This window comes from Paenibacillus hexagrammi (genome assembly GCF_021513275.1).
GTDB classification, from domain to species: domain Bacteria; phylum Bacillota; class Bacilli; order Paenibacillales; family NBRC-103111; genus Paenibacillus_E; species Paenibacillus_E hexagrammi.
The window spans coordinates 4,109,435-4,125,143 of the sequence record NZ_CP090978.1 but is presented as its reverse complement, the minus strand read 5'-3'; the positions used below and the strand labels follow the sequence as shown (position 1 = coordinate 4,125,143).

Genomic DNA, 15,709 nt, shown 5'->3' with positions numbered 1-15,709 from the left:
GACACTGGCTTGAAGAGCAGCTTTCAGGTTTTCACGCGAAGAGTGCGTTCGGATTGGCATTTTCAGTATCGGGCATTGCGAATGGCTGTGGATTGGGTTATAGCGATCTATTTTGTTATTCCTCTGTTGATTTTGGCAGGCTATCAATATTACTCGTGGTGGGCGGCTCAGCCATCTTGGTTTGGCTCCATATCGATGTCCATGATTGCAACGGTTTTCTATGTATTTACTTGGCTAGGAACCATTCGATACTTTGTTGAGGAGGGGGACCAGCTTTTTCTCAGGCAGAATCAGAATTGGTTTCGGCATATCATGCTGCTTGGCTATAGATACTCACTTGTATTACAGGGCATCACGACGATCATACTGGTGCTCGTATTTCTTCCATTATTGAATCAAACGTATTCCTTTAGCGTGGTACAAGTTATTTGTTTAGGGCTGCTTACTTATTTGCTAAAACTGAATGTAGGCTTGCTTCGCCAATTGCTTGCGCTTCGTTTAAAAGGCATTTTGCTTTGGATGCTCAGGATTGTAGTGTTTGTGGGACTATTCTTCTTGTATCAAGCGTTAGTGGAGGAGGTTAGTCATACCACTCTCTATAGCTGGATGGTTATTCTTCTTTTTCTGATACTGGTTGTCTTCTTAAGTAAAATACGGCTGCAAGAGAAAGGTGCCTTCTTCGCAGATATTGCCAGAGAACGAGATTCGCGGATGCGAATTGTCTCGTTGATGTTAATCCGTGTTCTTGAGCGAAAAAGAAAACCAACACGGAAGAATCCCCTTTTATTCAGCAAATCGCAGCGCTTGTTCAAGGGGAAAGGGGCTGTTAGCGGAATCGCTGATCTATTAACGAAATCCTTTTTTAGAAATGGTACACAGTGGAAGTATACGATACAGTTCGTCGCTGCGATCAGCGCAACTATGTTTATTTTGCCAGTTGCTCTTAAAATTACGATTTGGATCCTTGCCGCATGTCTATTGGTATTTTGGCGGAAATCGTTTTGTAAAGATGAATTAGCGGCTCCGTTTCTGACGCTTTTTTCTATACAGGACACTGCTAAACATCAAGCTCTTCAGTCTGCAATTCCTATATTAGTACTGCCGGCGCTGATAGTAATCAGCTTATGTGTGGGAATCTCCTTCTTCACCTGGTGGGGGCCGTTACTTATGATCGGAGCTGCAATTCCGCTAGCATATGGGGCTTCTTCTGTATTTACAAGTTGGTATTGAGCAGGTGAATGATAAGAGACCAGTTATTTCAGAATGTTTGGTAGGATGGTCAATAAAGAGTGGCATTCATCCCCAAAAAGGTGTAACATCAGTCTAATCAATGAAACTTATCATCCATAGTTTCAGCAGTCAAAAAGGAGCCAAAATCCGTTGAACATTGAACTTACGAATGAAATCCCCGAGAATTTCGAAGAATTAAAGAAATCAGCCAATCGAACATCCAATTGGAGAGAACGTTTGGCAGCAGTTGAAGCGTTAGGTCAATTTAATGATGAACAAAGTATTCATATCCTAACGCGTTTGATGAACAATGATGCTGTTTATCCGATCCAAGAGGCAGCCTATCGCAAGCTCAAGGCATTGGGGGAAGATGTCAAGCTGCCATCAAGGAAAATAGGTGACTTGATAAAAGGTACAGGTAAAATTTTGGTGAGAATTAAGAAGAGTTTACCAGATGGCCATACGTTCGAAGAATTTAAGATGAAGTTACAAAAAATGAGAAGCGATGTCTATGATACTTACGAAGGTGACAAGGGGGCTGATTTTGATCAATGGCTTGAAGCGACGTGGGCCTCGTTACTGAAGAAGTAGATACACAACGTAATGGAGTGAACACATGAGTAAAGCAAAGGGTAAAGGCGGTACAGGCAGAGGGACGGATAAAAAGGGCTGGAACCGTTGGCAAGCAAGCGCCAATCGAGCTAAGAGCACTCCTAAGCCTTATAAGAGCAAGGGACTTAAAGCAGCCGCGGAAGCCGCAGCAAAGTCAGAGGGCAGCAAAAGTGAGAAGGCCAAAGAGTAGTATTGAGGCAATTGAGAAAATAAGGAATAGTTTGCCGCGGCGACTGTGATAGTATGTAGACCTATATAGAATGAGGACGTGAACAAACGTGATCAACATAACCATTCCTACACCGGATGTTACCATTTTGAAGCAGGATGCTCCGGAGCTTAGCCATATTTACGGTTTTACTGATTTCCACTTGATTACCAGGGAAAAGGGCGGCATCTTTATGTTTTATAACAACAAAGATGAGCTATTGTTTGTAGGTAAAGCAAGGAAGCTGCGCCCAAGAATCAAAAAGCATTTTGAGGATACAGTGTCGCCTATCAAAAACAATAGAAATGAAGTAACAAAAATTGAGGTTTGTGTAGTTGAAGACCCGGTTGAAAGAGAAATCTACGAAACCTATATCGTGAATACATACAGGGCCAAATACAATGTAGACAAGGTTTTATTCAACTAAATGAATCAATGAAAAAGCAATATGCAATTGTCACCCGGATGGGTCATTGCATATTGCTTTTTTTGATTCACAGACATTAATCAGGCAAATTCTCTGGATGTATGAAGGCTGCATTTTATAATAACAATAATAATATTATTTAAAACAACATTTTTTTATTGTAAAACAATAAATAATATGTTAAGGTCATTTCATCATTAAATCAGTGAGGTGCTTTATATGAATGGTAAACAAGGTTCAACCACTTTCCTGAAGGTCATTATTTTTCTGATTGGAATTGCATTGCTTATTTTGTGTATGTATTGGATACCTGTGTTAACCATTAAAGATGTAAAAGCACATCCAGGTGGGGATTACTCAATATATCCTCTATTAGTATGCGCGTATGGATGTTGCATTTCGTTTTCTGTTGCGTTGTATCAAGTATTTAAACTATTAACCTATATCGAAAGGAACAATGCTTTCTCCCAGTTATCTCTTACATCTTTAAAGATTATAAAAAAATGTGCTTTTACATTTATCTTATTCTCTGTGTTCATGATCGTAAGCTTAAAGGTGATTTCTAAAATCTCAGGTGATGACGCAGCGGGGCCAATATCACTAAGTCTAATGAGCATTTTGGCAACAAGTATCATCGCGGCGATTGTAGACACACTTCAAAAACCATTAAAAAATTACCTGGAGGAATTGTTTGGAGTGGAGGGGCCAATTTTTCAAGCTGAACGACCGTGAAGAATGGTGCCTGGCATCAAGTATTACCCGGGCAATACGACTTAATAGTGTCTCCGATTTGTTTCTCGAAGAAATAAGTTTCGTTATCCTTCTTATCTAACTTTCGAATGTTTGGAATGTCGAAACCTTTTATTCCCTGCGTTGTAAATTCATTATTACTCTCAGTTACCTGCACTGGAGTATACGAAGCAAATCCGTCTTGTCTAACAAACCAAACGTTGATTACATTCTCATATTCATAAAAATCAACGATATAAACTTTGGAGTCTTTCCATAATTCCGATTCTGTTCCATTTTCAAAATCCTTACACAAATGTTCTGCGTAATCTACCGCAGCTTGAATCATTTTATCTTTACGATGAGAAGTCCCGTAGTTCGGCTTATGCGGGGGCTCCACTTTTATTTTTAAAGTATCCACCTTTTTATAATCCCCTTTAGGGTAAATGTTCGTATCTTCTTGCCTTATAAATCCATCACAGTATACAAATCCATTTGCGTAGACAATCTTGGCTAACCAATCTCCTATTTCTGTATGAATATAGATGTTCTGGGGGTTCGATTCATATACTCGCACCTCAGTTGTAATCTCTTTTCCAATATAGGGTTCAAAATTAAATTGTTTTTCTGTTTCATCTGGATAAAACCATAGTCGATAATTGATATATTCTTTAAAGGCTTTTCTTATACTGTCTAAACTAAATCTTGTGGGAAGTTCCGAACTACTTGTAACTACAACTGCTGAATTAGTTGAAGTATTTTTACTGTCATCAATGTCTTGTGATAAATTTGAACAACCGTTTACGAGTAGCGAAATAGTGAATGCAAATATCACTTTTCTTACAATCATATGATTTACCTCCGTATAATAATTGGAAGGGAAGCAGAGATGATGCTTCCCTTGAACGGTTACTCTTAAATATTAAAGAAAATGTTATGCGTTGCCCAATGAAATCGTTGTAATCCGTTGTGCTAGATGTTGTTACCTATTGTACATGCATTCCATAGATGTATGTATTGTTAGCTGAACCATAGTAGCTTAGTCCATTATAATACAATTTGAATTTTATATAAAAGTTGAAAAGAAGTTGAATGTCCGAGGGGTAGAATCCCGAATCAAACCATCCAAGAAATTAGTTCCGGCCTCCCGTAACGGGGGCACGGATAGACCGCATATATCGGAGATATGTGCTAATGAAATCAAAAATATACGGATATGTAGCCAATCAGGGAACGCTGGTTGGCTTTTTTGCCGTTAGCATGAATCTCAATAGAGTGGTAATCGTAGATGGGATTTACTTGTAAATATTGTTTTAATTAACTTTATAACAAAGTTGAAATTCACTTAAAATAAACTAATTAAAATATGTTGAATTAAAGTGAATTATATGGTATTTTAATATTGTAAGCGATCACACAATCGAGAGGGGTCATTTCAGATGAAAAAGTATTTGTCCGTAGCGGCAGCACTAACGATGTCAGTTTCCTTCCTAGCAGCTTGCGGCAGCAAAGCAGATGATCAGAACGGGGCTGCAGAAACGCCAAAAGCCACACAAGGCGCAGCTGCCACTGCCAAGTCGGCTGATAGCAATGCAGACAAGATCAAAGGTAAAATCACATTCTTAACCAACCGCACAGATATGGTCGGCAAAGAGTACGTGGATTACGCGAAGCGGTTTAAAGAAAAGTATCCGAATGCTGACGTAGAGTTCGAGGCCGTTCAGGATCATGACAAGAACATTAAAGTTCGTATGTCTACTGGTGATTTGCCGGATGTTACGCTGATTCCAACGATTCCAAACTCTGATCTTCCGAAATATTTTGCGCCACTGGATGACCTTGGTTTGAATGATAAAATTTATTTTAAAGATTATAAAGCCACTGGCGGTAAAGTGTACGGAATCTCCGCCGGCGCAACGACGGTTGGAATCGTCTACAATAAGAAAGCGTTTGCAGATGCAGGTATTACGGATGTTCCCAAAACGCTGGATGAGTTCTACGCTGCCTGTGAAAAGTTGAAAGCCAAAGGGATTGTACCTCTTGCGTCTAACTTTAAGGATCAATGGCCACTGTACCCTTGGGCTTCTGAAATTCCACAAGTGATCTCAGGAAACCCGAATTTAAACAACGATCGTGTGAAGTCCGATGCGCCTTACGCGATGGATAATGCCTATGGTCAATCGATGAGCATACTTAGAACAATGCATGAAAAGGGCTACTTGGAGCCGGACATTAACTCCACAAACTGGGAACAATCGAAGAAAGATATTGCAAGCGGTAAATTTGCGATGTACCTGCTAGGAAACTGGGTCATTCCGCAAGTAATCAGCAGTGGAACTACTTCAGATAACGTAGGCTACTTCCCATTCCCTTACGATAATTTCGGCAAACTGAACGCGCCGCTTTCTCCGGATTGGGCTTATGGGGTTAACAAGGATAGCAAGAACGTGGAAACAGCGAAAGCATTTGTGAAATGGATGATTGAAGATTCAGGATTTGATGATTTCGCGGGCTTTATACCTGTTCTTAAAGACAAACAGCCTAAAATGGCACAATTAGCTGAATTTAATGCTTACGGAGCGAAATACATCGAGGGAGCTTCTGACAGCGACGATATGACTCAAATTGTCAACAAAGCACAAATTATTAAAGAAGCTGTGGTACAAGATTTCGTCCTCAACAAAGATCCAAAAGCTTATTTTGATAAACTGAACGAAAAAATGGGCTGCTGCAAAGAAAGCTTTAGGTAAGTAAACATTTGCTGCACTACTTGCGCAAAATGGATTATCCGGGCTTCCGGTAATCCATTTTGCTTACATAATAGAAATTTTTCCTCGGAAGAGTGGAGTGGGAAAATGAGTGGAATGACATATAAAACACAAAAAATGGTCATATTGTTGAGCTTCTTGTTTCTGCCAGTAGGGCTGTTAGGGCTATTCACCTATTATCCGGCTGTTAAAATGATCTACCTCAGCTTTTCTAATTGGGATGGCTACAGTGAAACGGTCTCCTGGATTGGCGGGGAGAATTATAAGGAAATTTTTAAGAATCCAGAATTGTTTGGTGTATTTCTACATCATATCCCTTACGTCTTGATTGGTATTATTCAAAATATCTTTGCGATTCTATTCGCGGTTATTTTAAATTCGAAATTACGAGGAAGAAATTTGTTCCGTGTCCTGCTGTTTCTTCCCTTTATTATGAATGCTGTAGCTGTAGCTTTCATGTTTCAGTACGTATTTGACACATCCAACGGATCGTTGAACGCGTTACTTAGCTTTATAGGTATAGATCATGTGAGTTGGCTAGGAAATGAATCCATAGTGAACTTCTCGCTAGCTTCTATTGGATTTTGGAAGTTTATGGGGTATAACATGGTCATTTACCTAGGAGCGCTGCAGGCGATTCCGGGTGATATGTATGAGGCATCCAAGATCGATGGTGCTAACCGTTTTCAGACACTATGGCACTTAACGATACCGAATCTGACGAAAATTATTCAATTAAACATGTTCCTTACTGTGACTGGAGCACTAGCGATTTTTGATCTGCCATTTGTATTAACAAAGGGTGGCCCTGCGGGGGCAAGTGAAACGTTCTTGCTCAAAACCGTGGAAACGGCATTCCAGTTCAATAATTTTGGATTAGCTTCCGCGATGAGTATTGTTTTGCTGGTGTTGACCGGTTTGATTTTAAGCCTGCAGCATGTCGTCATCAACAAGAAGGAGGGTTAGCCTTGAAGAAATTTGATGTTGTGCATTATTGCAAGTATATTCTTCTGCTCCTTGCTGCGTTTACCGTGCTCTTTCCTCCTTACGTAGTATTGGTAAATGCTTTTAAGGGCAAGAATGAAAGTACGAACCCTTTTTCCTTACCGCAATCCTTTTTGAATTTTGATAATTTCGTTCAGGTTTTCCAAAGAGCCAGTATGGGAACTGCATTTACGAATACGCTCGTTATTATCGCGGTTTCGCTGCTAGGGAATGTAATCCTTGGCACGATGACAGCTTATGCGCTGGGAAGATTTGATTTTCGCGGTAAAAAGCTGATTATGCTAGCGTTCCTAGGTGCAACGATTGTTCCAACCATCACTACGCAAGTTGTTGTCTTTTCAATGATTAAATCGTTTGGATTGTTTAATACATTAGGTGCTCCTATTGTCTTGTTTATTGGCGCAGATGTTATACAAATCTACATCTATCTACAGTTTATATCGAACATTCCCTATGAGCTTGACGAAAGTGCGATGATGGACGGAGCTTCGTTATTCCGCATCTACCGGACGATGATTTTTCCGCTGTTGGGTCCAGCTACGGCCACTTTAGTTATTTTAAAAACGATCAATATCTACAATGAAATGTACATTCCTTATTTGTATATGCCAAAAAAAGATCTGGTGGTCGTTTCGACCTCGATTATGAGATTCGCTGGTGTCAACCAAGCCGAGTGGGGCTATATATGCGCAGCCATTTTGATCATTATGATTCCTACTGTACTCATGTATTTGGTTTTGCAAAAGTTCATCTTCTCAGGTGTGACAAGCGGAGCGGTTAAATCGTAATACTGGCGCGCAGAGATTATTACAGAGTGGAGAGAAACATAATGGAGCTATCGCTTAGAGAATATAAATGGTATGTGAAAGGTTACTGGCCTTGGGTACCTGTCAAAGGGAGCAGTATGGAGATCGGTACGGAGCTGATGGGCGTCACGGATTGGCTGCCTGCGACCGTTCCTGGCGGGGTCCATCAAGATCTGTATCAAGCGGGGCTCATCCAGAACCCTTATCAGGACCTAAACAGTTTGCATTGCGAGTGGGTTGAGAACCGTTGGTGGGTATATAAAACGACATTTGAACGCCCGCCGATTTCCGGCTCAAAGGTAGAACTTATTTTTAAAGGGCTCGATTATGAGGCAATCGTTTATGTAAATAATCAATGCCTGGGCGAGCACAAAGGGATGTATCATCCCGCTGTGTTTGATATTACAGAAATTCTTGATCAGCATGACCATATGGAGCTTGTCGTTGTACTGAAGCAGGCACCTGATGAGATGGCTCAAATTGGAAAAACCTCTGAGACCTTCACTCAAAAGAGCCGCTTTAATTACAAATGGGACTTCTCTACGAGACTCGTAAACGTTGGGATTTGGGATGATGTGATTTTACGAGTTCACAACGAATATTCTCTTCGTGATGTGTACATTCAGACAGATATGGACAATGGTGAGGGTGTTGTTCGGGTATCCGCTGCCGCTATGTCAAACATGGAGGACCTTGATCCGTCAACTGATTTAAAGTTATCGCTGCAAGTGACAGACCCTCAAGGTGGGTCCGCAGGAGAAATCACCTATGACATCCAAGCCGGTCAAAAGCTCCCTGCTGCCGAGCTTCGTATCCCGTCACCGCAACTCTGGTACCCCAACGGTTATGGGGAGCAGCCTCTTTATAAGGTGGAGATCAAGCTGTCGGATTCAGCCCGACAGTTTGATAGCTGGACACAGTATACCGGTCTGCGCAAGCTGGAATATGTAAGCAATGAAGATAGCCCCTCGGAGGCATTGCCGTATACCTTTGTTGTGAACGGTAAAAAGATCTACATCAAAGGCGTTAATATGACACCTCTGGATCATTTGTACGGGAATGTGTCAGAGAGCCGTTACGACTGGATCGTTCACTTGGCCAAAAGCGCCCATATGAATATGATTCGTATTTGGGGCGGTGGAATTATTGAAAAGCCTTACCTATACGAATTGTGCGACCGTTATGGAATTATGATCTGGCAGGAATTCATTCAGTCCAGCTCAGGTGTAGATAACATTCCTTCCAAGCGTCCGGAATTTTTGGAGCTGTTGAAGATATCAGCCGTTGAAGCGCTCAGAAACCGCAGAAATCATGTGTGTCTAACCGTTTGGAGCGGAGGCAATGAGCTGATGAGCGCTCCGAATACACCATCGACCTATGAAGATGAGAACTTAGCGATCTTAAAAGCTTTGGTAGCGGAGTATGATCCGCAGCGATTGTTTTTGCCGACATCGGCATCAGGTCCTGTACAGTATATAACACCGGAAAAAGGTGTCAGTCATGATGTGCACGGTCATTGGAAGTTTCAGAATAACCCGCATCACTATGAACTTTACGGCGAAGCGGATCACTTATTTCATAGTGAATTTGGAGTTGACGGAGTAAGCGCGGTAAAAAGTATTCGTAAATTCCTGAGTCCTGATCATCAACATCCGGTTCCGATGACAGATAGTTTCGTCTGGCGTCATCATGGCGAGTGGTGGGATACGTACGACAGGGATATGAACATGTTCGGTTCCATTGCTGATTTGCCTCAGTTTGTGGACTGCAGTCAATGGATTCAGGCTGAAGGGCTGCGGTTTATATTGGAGGCGAATCGCAGACGTCAATTCCATAACAGCGGCAGTATCGTTTGGCAGCTCAATGAACCGTGGCCGAATGTGTCTTGTACCAATTTGGTCGATTATTACAAAGAAACCAAGATGGCGTACTATTGGGTGAAAAAGGCATTCGCGCCTGAACACGTTTCTATGGATTACAGGAAACTGAATTATGAAGCGGGGGAGAATTTCGCGGCTCCGGTGTTTGTGCATAGGAATGATAAAAGCGCGTTTACAAAAGTGCGTGCGCTTGTTTTGGATAGCAGCGGCGTAGAGCTGCATGTGCAGCACTTCGAAGGTGAGAGTGCCGGAGGCAGGTCAACCATGCTCGGTGAGCTGAAGTTCACGGTACCGCAAACGGAAAATGGTCTTTTCTTCATCAGACTATATCTGGAAACTGGAACGACAGGCAGCGTAGAAAATATATACGTCATGTCTACTGTTAAAGAGCATGTTTACGCTCCTGCGCTTTCCATGAATGGGGCTGCGTTGACCGTCGAAGCGAAGAATGAGTGGGTGCAGTCTGCTGAAATCGGACCTGACGGATGCGAGATCATGAACAAAGTATTTGTGGTGACAAATACCGGAACTGAAGCTGCGTTATTCGTCTATCCGCAAGAACAAACAGACCGTTATTGGATGACAGCGGATCGAGCCTACGATTGTATCTTCCCTGGAGAAAAGCTTGAAGTGACGGTAACTTGTATGGAGAAGTCTGGGGAGCTGTTCACGAAACCGGAAATACGTAAGAAAGATGAATGTTTCATAAATGGTAATCCCGTTATTGAATTTTTATATTTTGGATGCCATAAGCATGTACCTCAGACAGATGCAACTGAAAAAGCTGCATCTGTGGCGGTTGCAACGGCATAGAGTAGAAAAGAGGGTACTGCTCAGTCATATCATGACTTTGGCAGTACTCTTTTTGAGTTATAAAATGGGCATATCAGCGTGCTGATACTGAACGAACTTATTTTTCTTATATAACTAATCGAAAATATTAAATTATTTATAATTAAATATAAATTAAAAGTTTTGAACAAAATGTAAATATTTTTATTGAAAATTGAAAAATAATGAATTAATATTAAATTGTGAAAGCGCTATTAATGGGAATAGAAGTAATGATAAAGAGAGGTGAGGCAGCGTTTCGGCACGATATGTACGATGTTTTAAATAGGATTCAAATTGAATTCAAAGAGCTGGCCTGTATCAATCGAAGCTAATGAAAGTGAGGATTGGTGATTAACATGAAGCGCGGATTTAAAAAATTAGTAAGCGGTATGATAGCAGTTGAACTTATTTCAAGTTTATTATTTTCTTTCATAGGAGCAGTCCCGGCTATGGCTGAAACCAGTACAGATAGTTCACAAGAGAGTGTTTCGAGTGACGTTTATGGAAGTGTGACGGACGCAGTGTACCAAAGTGCATTTTCGAATTTTATTACTGTTCAAGGCGATAAACTGAAAGACGGAGATGCGGATTTTCGATTCGCTTCTTTAAATTATCCCGGGGCCATTCTCGACCCTGACTTTTCCAAGGAAGATGCGCTCCGCACGTTTGCGGCGATAGGCGGCAAAGTAACGAGGACATACGTTCCGCCAGTGAAAAGATATGACAACTCGAATGAGTCGAGTGCTCTAGTGTTGGGACCGGATAGCAACGGTACGATGCAGTTTAGTGAAGAAGGATTTAAGAAACTGGACAAGTTCCTTGCACTCGCAAATCAATACGGTATCCGTGTCATCATCCCATTCGTCGATCAATGGCAGTGGGTAGGCGGAATTGAGAGCTACGTGAACTTCCGCTATCCGGGCACGATCAGCAACGATGCGGCTCACGATGACGACGCGTGGAAGTTTTATACCGACCCGCTTGTGATCAGCGACTTCAAACAAGTCATCCATTACATGATGAATCGTGTAAACACGTACACAGGTGTTATGTACAAAGATGATAAAGCCATTCTAGCCTGGGAAACAGGCAACGAGCTTGGCGGGTACAATCAGGATAAGTTCCCTCAGTCCTGGACAACGGAAATTGCACGCTATATTAAGGAGGAAGAACAGCCGAGTCAGCTTCTGCTGGACGGACGTTTTGCAGTAAATGCGGAGTCGCTGAATGATCCGAACATCGATATTGTCGGGAACCATTTTTACACCGGTAACTTCCTGGATAAACTGAATGCAGACCAGCAAGCAGCAAACGGCAAGAAGCCTTATATCCTCGGGGAATTCGGGCTTTATACATCGGCCGCTCCTGTAGAAACGCTATACAATGCTGCTCTGCAAAATGGAACGGACGGCATTATGATCTGGTCGTTGCGTCCGCATAAAGAGGACGGCGGCTTCTACTGGCATGATGAAGATCCCGGCAACTGGGCGTCCTATCACTGGCCTGGCTTTTCTTCCGGTGATTACTACGGAGAGAAGGATATCATTCGCACCGTCTATAAATATGCGCATTACATGAATACAAACGATGTAACCAAATCAACGCCGGTGCCGGCTATTCCGGCTCCATCGAATGCACCGGTATTGTTTGACATCACGTCTGTGGCCGATATCAAATGGCAGGGCTCGGTGGGCGCTTCCGGATACGAAGTCCAACGGTCGACCGACGGGCAAGATTGACTACGGTCGTAGACGACTTCTCCGATGGTGGGCGCGCGGGAACTCCGGCTTATCATGACCAAACAGCAATCACGGGACATACGTATAAGTATCGGGTCAGAGGTGTGAACGAATCCGGTCATTCCGACTGGTCGAATGAGGTGACCACGGTTGCTGCACATGTCATCACGGATGAGCTCAGCTTATTGTACAAAGATAATGAAAAACGCAACGTGTATGCATATGATCATTCCACGAATGTTCTGACTAGCGCAGCCAGCGGCAATGAGCTGGGAATTGATACAAGGCGTATGTGTCCACTTCCAGCCCAGGTTTCCTGACCTATGCTTCTCCTGTTCCACTCAGTAAGGTGAGCATGACGGCTGCAGGCAGCGGAACGGTTACCTGGTATGCATCGCCTGATAATGCCGATTATCAAGAAATTCAAGCTGTTAAAAATGGAGACGATTACACAGTCAGCAGCTTGCCTGCCGGCACTCGTTATGTGAAATTCAGCATTCCTGGCAGCAGCGCCGTACAAATTGACAAGGTTCAATTGGAATATGTGTACACAGGATCCGATTTTGCCGAGGTTCCACCTCTGCAGCGCAACGGCTTTATCGTAGATAACAGCTTCACAAGCCTCGATGCAGGGAAATCGTCGAATCTGCAAATTGTCGCAGGTCAAAGCGGTACAGAGGGGCTTTCTACACTGGGCAGAAGCGACAGCAATGCTGCGGAGCTTGTATATAAAACGGATGGGGATATGAACTCATATCGATTTACAGCTTATTCGAATGTGAATGATGAAATCAAATTCTATGCGTCTATTGATGGAGACACTTATGCCGAAGTGCATCCTGCTGTTAGCAAATCGGCTACGGCAGATGGCTGGAGCAAGCTGATTTACTCGGATTTCGCTCTGCCGGCTTCTACTCGTTATATGAAAGCGGTGTATCCGGCGGCAGGCAGCGGGGCGGCACCGGCTCTTGCCAGAGCTGAAATCGGTTATGGGGTTAATATGATTCCTCTGACTGATAAAGCACCGGCTAACGTGTTTGAAGATGGAGAATATGATTACGGCTTAGATGAGAATCTGAAAGTGCAATACAACCGAAACACGAATGGGGATGATATTTCCATCTCACTGGATTCGACGAATAAGAATCAAGGCAGCTATGGAGTTAAGGTTGATTATGCTTTCAGCAGTCAATGGTATACCGGTTTAACGAAACAATTGGCTCATGTCAATCTGGCTGGCTTTGATGCGCTGCACGCTTGGGTGAAACCTGATGGTTCGTCAAATGCGCTTGCATTCCAATTCAAGACAGCGGACAACCGTGTATGGGAAGCTAAGAAGGTATTGAGCGGAACTACTGGTTCTACTATTGAATTAAAGTACAGCGATTTTGTACAGCCTCAGTGGAATATCGATGCGTATGGAGCTGCTTCGATTAATATGAGCGACGTAATCGAGTTTTCCATTTATGTGAGCAGCGTGAATGGGGCAACTGCGAATGCAGGTTCCATTTATTTGGACGATATCAAAATGGCGAATGCATCGAAGCTGGATAATTTCGAAGGCTACGGCGGTTATGATGCACTCGTTCAAAAAGCGTTCAGCCGCAACTCCGGCGGCGGTTCATTTGACGTATCGCTGGATAAGACACATAAGTCTGAGGGGAATTTCGGCTTCAAGATTGATTATAATTTTGCCGGACCTGGATATGCAGGCGGAAGCTTCAATCCTGACTTCCTCAACTTAACAGGCTACGATGGCTTCTCATTCTGGCTGCAGCCGGATGGCTCGAATAATGAATTGGCTATTCAATTTACGGATGCAAGCGGCAAGTATTGGGAGACAAAAGCCGTTATTCAAGGCACGGACCCTAGAATTATGCTGGTGCCGTTTGATTCCTTCCGCTACCCTAGCTGGTATAGCAGCGACACGTCAGCTCGTCCGAATTCCAGCACGAACATTACGGCTGTTTCCTTCTATATGGGAGGCTCTGAGAATTCCGTTTCCTCTTCAGGGACGCTGTACATGGATGATATTCATGGAGCCAAGTTCACCAGCGATCTTCAGACCGCGGAAGTTAGCATCAATCCGGCTTCGTCAGCAGTGACTACGCTGCCTTACACGATTTCTGGTACAGCCAAAAACAGTAAGTATGTCAGCATTCAGGTTGGAAAACAGAAGTTTTATGCTCCTGTACAGCCGGATGGCACTTGGACTTACGCGACTTCGAAGCTTGCCAACGGAACGAAGGAAGTAAAGGCCGCTATCGAGTTGTTTGACGGTACGGTTGTAACATCGGCTGAACAAACTTTGGAAGTGAATGTTCCTAACAATCCCTATAATGATGGTGAGACCCCAGCGCAGACCAACTACTTGATGAACGCGAGCTTTGATGAAGCAGTTGATGAAACAGCTTGGCCGATCCTTCCTAAAGCGTGGATCAACAAGGGTGCCAGTGGTGAAGATGTTACGAATGGCATCGTTAAGCTGGAAGCTAGCAATCATCGTACAGGTACCTATGGACTTATTCATTGGAATGATACGCCGTATGAGGTGACAACATCTCAAGAGGTTCAGAATTTGCCTGATGGTAGGTACGAGGTGCGCGCTTGGACCAAATCCAAAGGCGGGCAGGAAGCGGCAGAGATGATCGCAACGGTAGAAGGACAAGAGCCTCAGAAGGTAAACTTGCCTGTGGGAACAGGTACTTGGAGCTATATCAAAATCTCAGATCTGGAAGTCCGTGGCGGCAAGCTGACGGTTGCTTTCCATTCCAAAGATCAAGGTGACCACTGGATCGCGGTTGAAGATGTTGAGTTGGTCAAAACTGGTGATGTGCCCGATACGATGAAACCTGTGATTACATTAAATGGTGACGCTCAGGTCGAAGTGGAATACGGTGCATCGTACCAAGATGCAGGTGCTGCAGCTGCGGATGAGCAGGATGGAGATCTGACAGCTCATATCGTGGTAACCGGAACGGTGAATACATCAGTTCCTGGTGTGTATACGCTTCATTACAATGTGACAGATGCTGCAGGCAACGCAGCAGAAGAAGTGATTCGTACTGTTACAGTGAAACCGGCAACGGGGAAGCCGTACTTGATTGAACCAGTAGGCGCTGTAGATCGTGCAGGTGGATTGAGTGCATCTGTCCATGTATCCCGAGCAGCTGGAGGGGCGGACCATGCAGGGGATGAAGTGGTGTACTTCCAGCTTATGAAAGGCGATACGCCGATAAGCTACGTAGCATTATCGAAAGATATTGAGAGTTCTGAGCAGTTGGCCGCTTACTTCGATGTAAGTGATCCGGCTAATACGCAGTATAGTCTTTATGTGTTCGTGCTCGATACCTTGACTAAGGATATATCCACACTGCCTAATTCTCTCTCCGTTAAAACAGTGATACATTAGCTTCAAATGTGCGCGCTGCAGATACGTGAATGATCTGCAGCGCGCAATTAATCCTATAT

The 15,709-nt window shown here is 43.3% G+C and carries 13 protein-coding genes; 12 read left to right on the top strand and 1 reads right to left on the bottom strand.

Annotation, left to right across the window (positions count from 1 at the left end):
• Positions 1-9: 9 nt before the first annotated feature.
• From L0M14_RS18780 to L0M14_RS18760, 5 genes are all read left to right on the top strand, one after another.
• Positions 10-1,230, top strand: a complete 1,221-nt coding sequence (locus L0M14_RS18780) for an ABC transporter permease (RefSeq protein WP_235118150.1) — start codon at positions 10-12, stop codon at positions 1,228-1,230.
• A 150-nt stretch (positions 1,231-1,380) separates the two neighbouring features.
• Positions 1,381-1,821, top strand: coding sequence for a HEAT repeat domain-containing protein (locus tag L0M14_RS18775; RefSeq protein ID WP_235118149.1), 441 nt, complete (start codon positions 1,381-1,383; stop codon positions 1,819-1,821).
• Positions 1,822-1,846: 25 nt separating this feature from the next.
• Positions 1,847-2,032 (top strand): DUF3934 family protein, encoded by a 186-nt coding sequence (locus tag L0M14_RS18770; protein ID WP_235118148.1) that lies wholly within the window; start codon positions 1,847-1,849, stop codon positions 2,030-2,032.
• Positions 2,033-2,120: 88 nt separating this feature from the next.
• Positions 2,121-2,477 carry a nucleotide excision repair endonuclease gene (locus tag L0M14_RS18765; RefSeq protein ID WP_235118147.1) on the top strand — a complete coding sequence of 119 codons (357 nt, stop codon included), beginning with the start codon at positions 2,121-2,123 and terminating at the stop codon, positions 2,475-2,477.
• 219 nt (positions 2,478-2,696) lie between these two features.
• A complete protein-coding gene (locus tag L0M14_RS18760; protein ID WP_235118146.1) occupies positions 2,697-3,209 on the top strand; it encodes a DUF2975 domain-containing protein in 513 nt (170 codons plus the stop codon).
• Positions 3,210-3,225: 16 nt separating this feature from the next.
• Here L0M14_RS18760 and L0M14_RS18755 read toward each other — a convergent pair whose 3' ends face one another.
• Positions 3,226-4,056 carry a hypothetical protein gene (locus L0M14_RS18755; RefSeq protein ID WP_235118145.1) on the bottom strand — a complete coding sequence of 277 codons (831 nt, stop codon included), beginning with the start codon at positions 4,054-4,056 and terminating at the stop codon, positions 3,226-3,228.
• Positions 4,057-4,645: 589 nt separating this feature from the next.
• Between L0M14_RS18755 and L0M14_RS18750 the strand changes: the two genes are divergently transcribed.
• The 7 genes from L0M14_RS18750 to L0M14_RS18720 all read left to right on the top strand — a co-directional run bounded on the left by L0M14_RS18750 (position 4,646) and on the right by L0M14_RS18720 (position 15,650).
• Positions 4,646-5,956: an ABC transporter substrate-binding protein gene (locus tag L0M14_RS18750; RefSeq protein ID WP_311198737.1), complete on the top strand. Its 1,311-nt coding sequence runs from the start codon at positions 4,646-4,648 to the stop codon at positions 5,954-5,956.
• A 105-nt stretch (positions 5,957-6,061) separates the two neighbouring features.
• Positions 6,062-6,940, top strand: coding sequence for a carbohydrate ABC transporter permease (locus tag L0M14_RS18745; RefSeq protein WP_235118144.1), 879 nt, complete (start codon positions 6,062-6,064; stop codon positions 6,938-6,940).
• Between the two features lie 2 nt (positions 6,941-6,942).
• Entirely contained in the window at positions 6,943-7,767 is an 825-nt protein-coding gene (locus L0M14_RS18740; RefSeq protein ID WP_235118143.1) for a carbohydrate ABC transporter permease, read from the top strand.
• Between the two features lie 41 nt (positions 7,768-7,808).
• Positions 7,809-10,478, top strand: coding sequence for a glycoside hydrolase family 2 protein (locus L0M14_RS18735; RefSeq protein ID WP_235118142.1), 2,670 nt, complete (start codon positions 7,809-7,811; stop codon positions 10,476-10,478).
• 470 nt (positions 10,479-10,948) lie between these two features.
• On the top strand, positions 10,949-12,238 hold the full coding sequence (locus tag L0M14_RS18730) for a glycoside hydrolase 5 family protein (RefSeq protein ID WP_235118141.1): 1,290 nt from the start codon (positions 10,949-10,951) through the stop codon (positions 12,236-12,238).
• On the top strand, positions 12,235-12,558 hold the full coding sequence (locus L0M14_RS18725) for a hypothetical protein (protein WP_235118140.1): 324 nt from the start codon (positions 12,235-12,237) through the stop codon (positions 12,556-12,558). Before L0M14_RS18730 ends, L0M14_RS18725 begins: the two co-directional genes overlap by 4 nt.
• Positions 12,531-15,650 (top strand): immunoglobulin-like domain-containing protein, encoded by a 3,120-nt coding sequence (locus tag L0M14_RS18720; RefSeq protein ID WP_235118139.1) that lies wholly within the window; start codon positions 12,531-12,533, stop codon positions 15,648-15,650. Before L0M14_RS18725 ends, L0M14_RS18720 begins: the two co-directional genes overlap by 28 nt.
• Positions 15,651-15,709: the final 59 nt, after the last annotated feature.

What these genes read in the sequence shown, in the direction of transcription:
- L0M14_RS18770 (WP_235118148.1), top strand. Translation starts at nt 1,847, where the DNA reads ATGAGTAAAGCAAAGGGTAAAGGCGGTACAGGCAGAGGGACGGATAAA.
- L0M14_RS18760 (WP_235118146.1), top strand. Translation starts at nt 2,697, where the DNA reads ATGAATGGTAAACAAGGTTCAACCACTTTCCTGAAGGTCATTATTTTT.
- L0M14_RS18755 (WP_235118145.1), bottom strand. Translation starts at nt 4,056, where the DNA reads ATGATTGTAAGAAAAGTGATATTTGCATTCACTATTTCGCTACTCGTA.
- L0M14_RS18750 (WP_311198737.1), top strand. Translation starts at nt 4,646, where the DNA reads ATGAAAAAGTATTTGTCCGTAGCGGCAGCACTAACGATGTCAGTTTCC.
- L0M14_RS18745 (WP_235118144.1), top strand. Translation starts at nt 6,062, where the DNA reads ATGAGTGGAATGACATATAAAACACAAAAAATGGTCATATTGTTGAGC.
- L0M14_RS18735 (WP_235118142.1), top strand. Translation starts at nt 7,809, where the DNA reads ATGGAGCTATCGCTTAGAGAATATAAATGGTATGTGAAAGGTTACTGG.
- L0M14_RS18730 (WP_235118141.1), top strand. Translation starts at nt 10,949, where the DNA reads ATGGCTGAAACCAGTACAGATAGTTCACAAGAGAGTGTTTCGAGTGAC.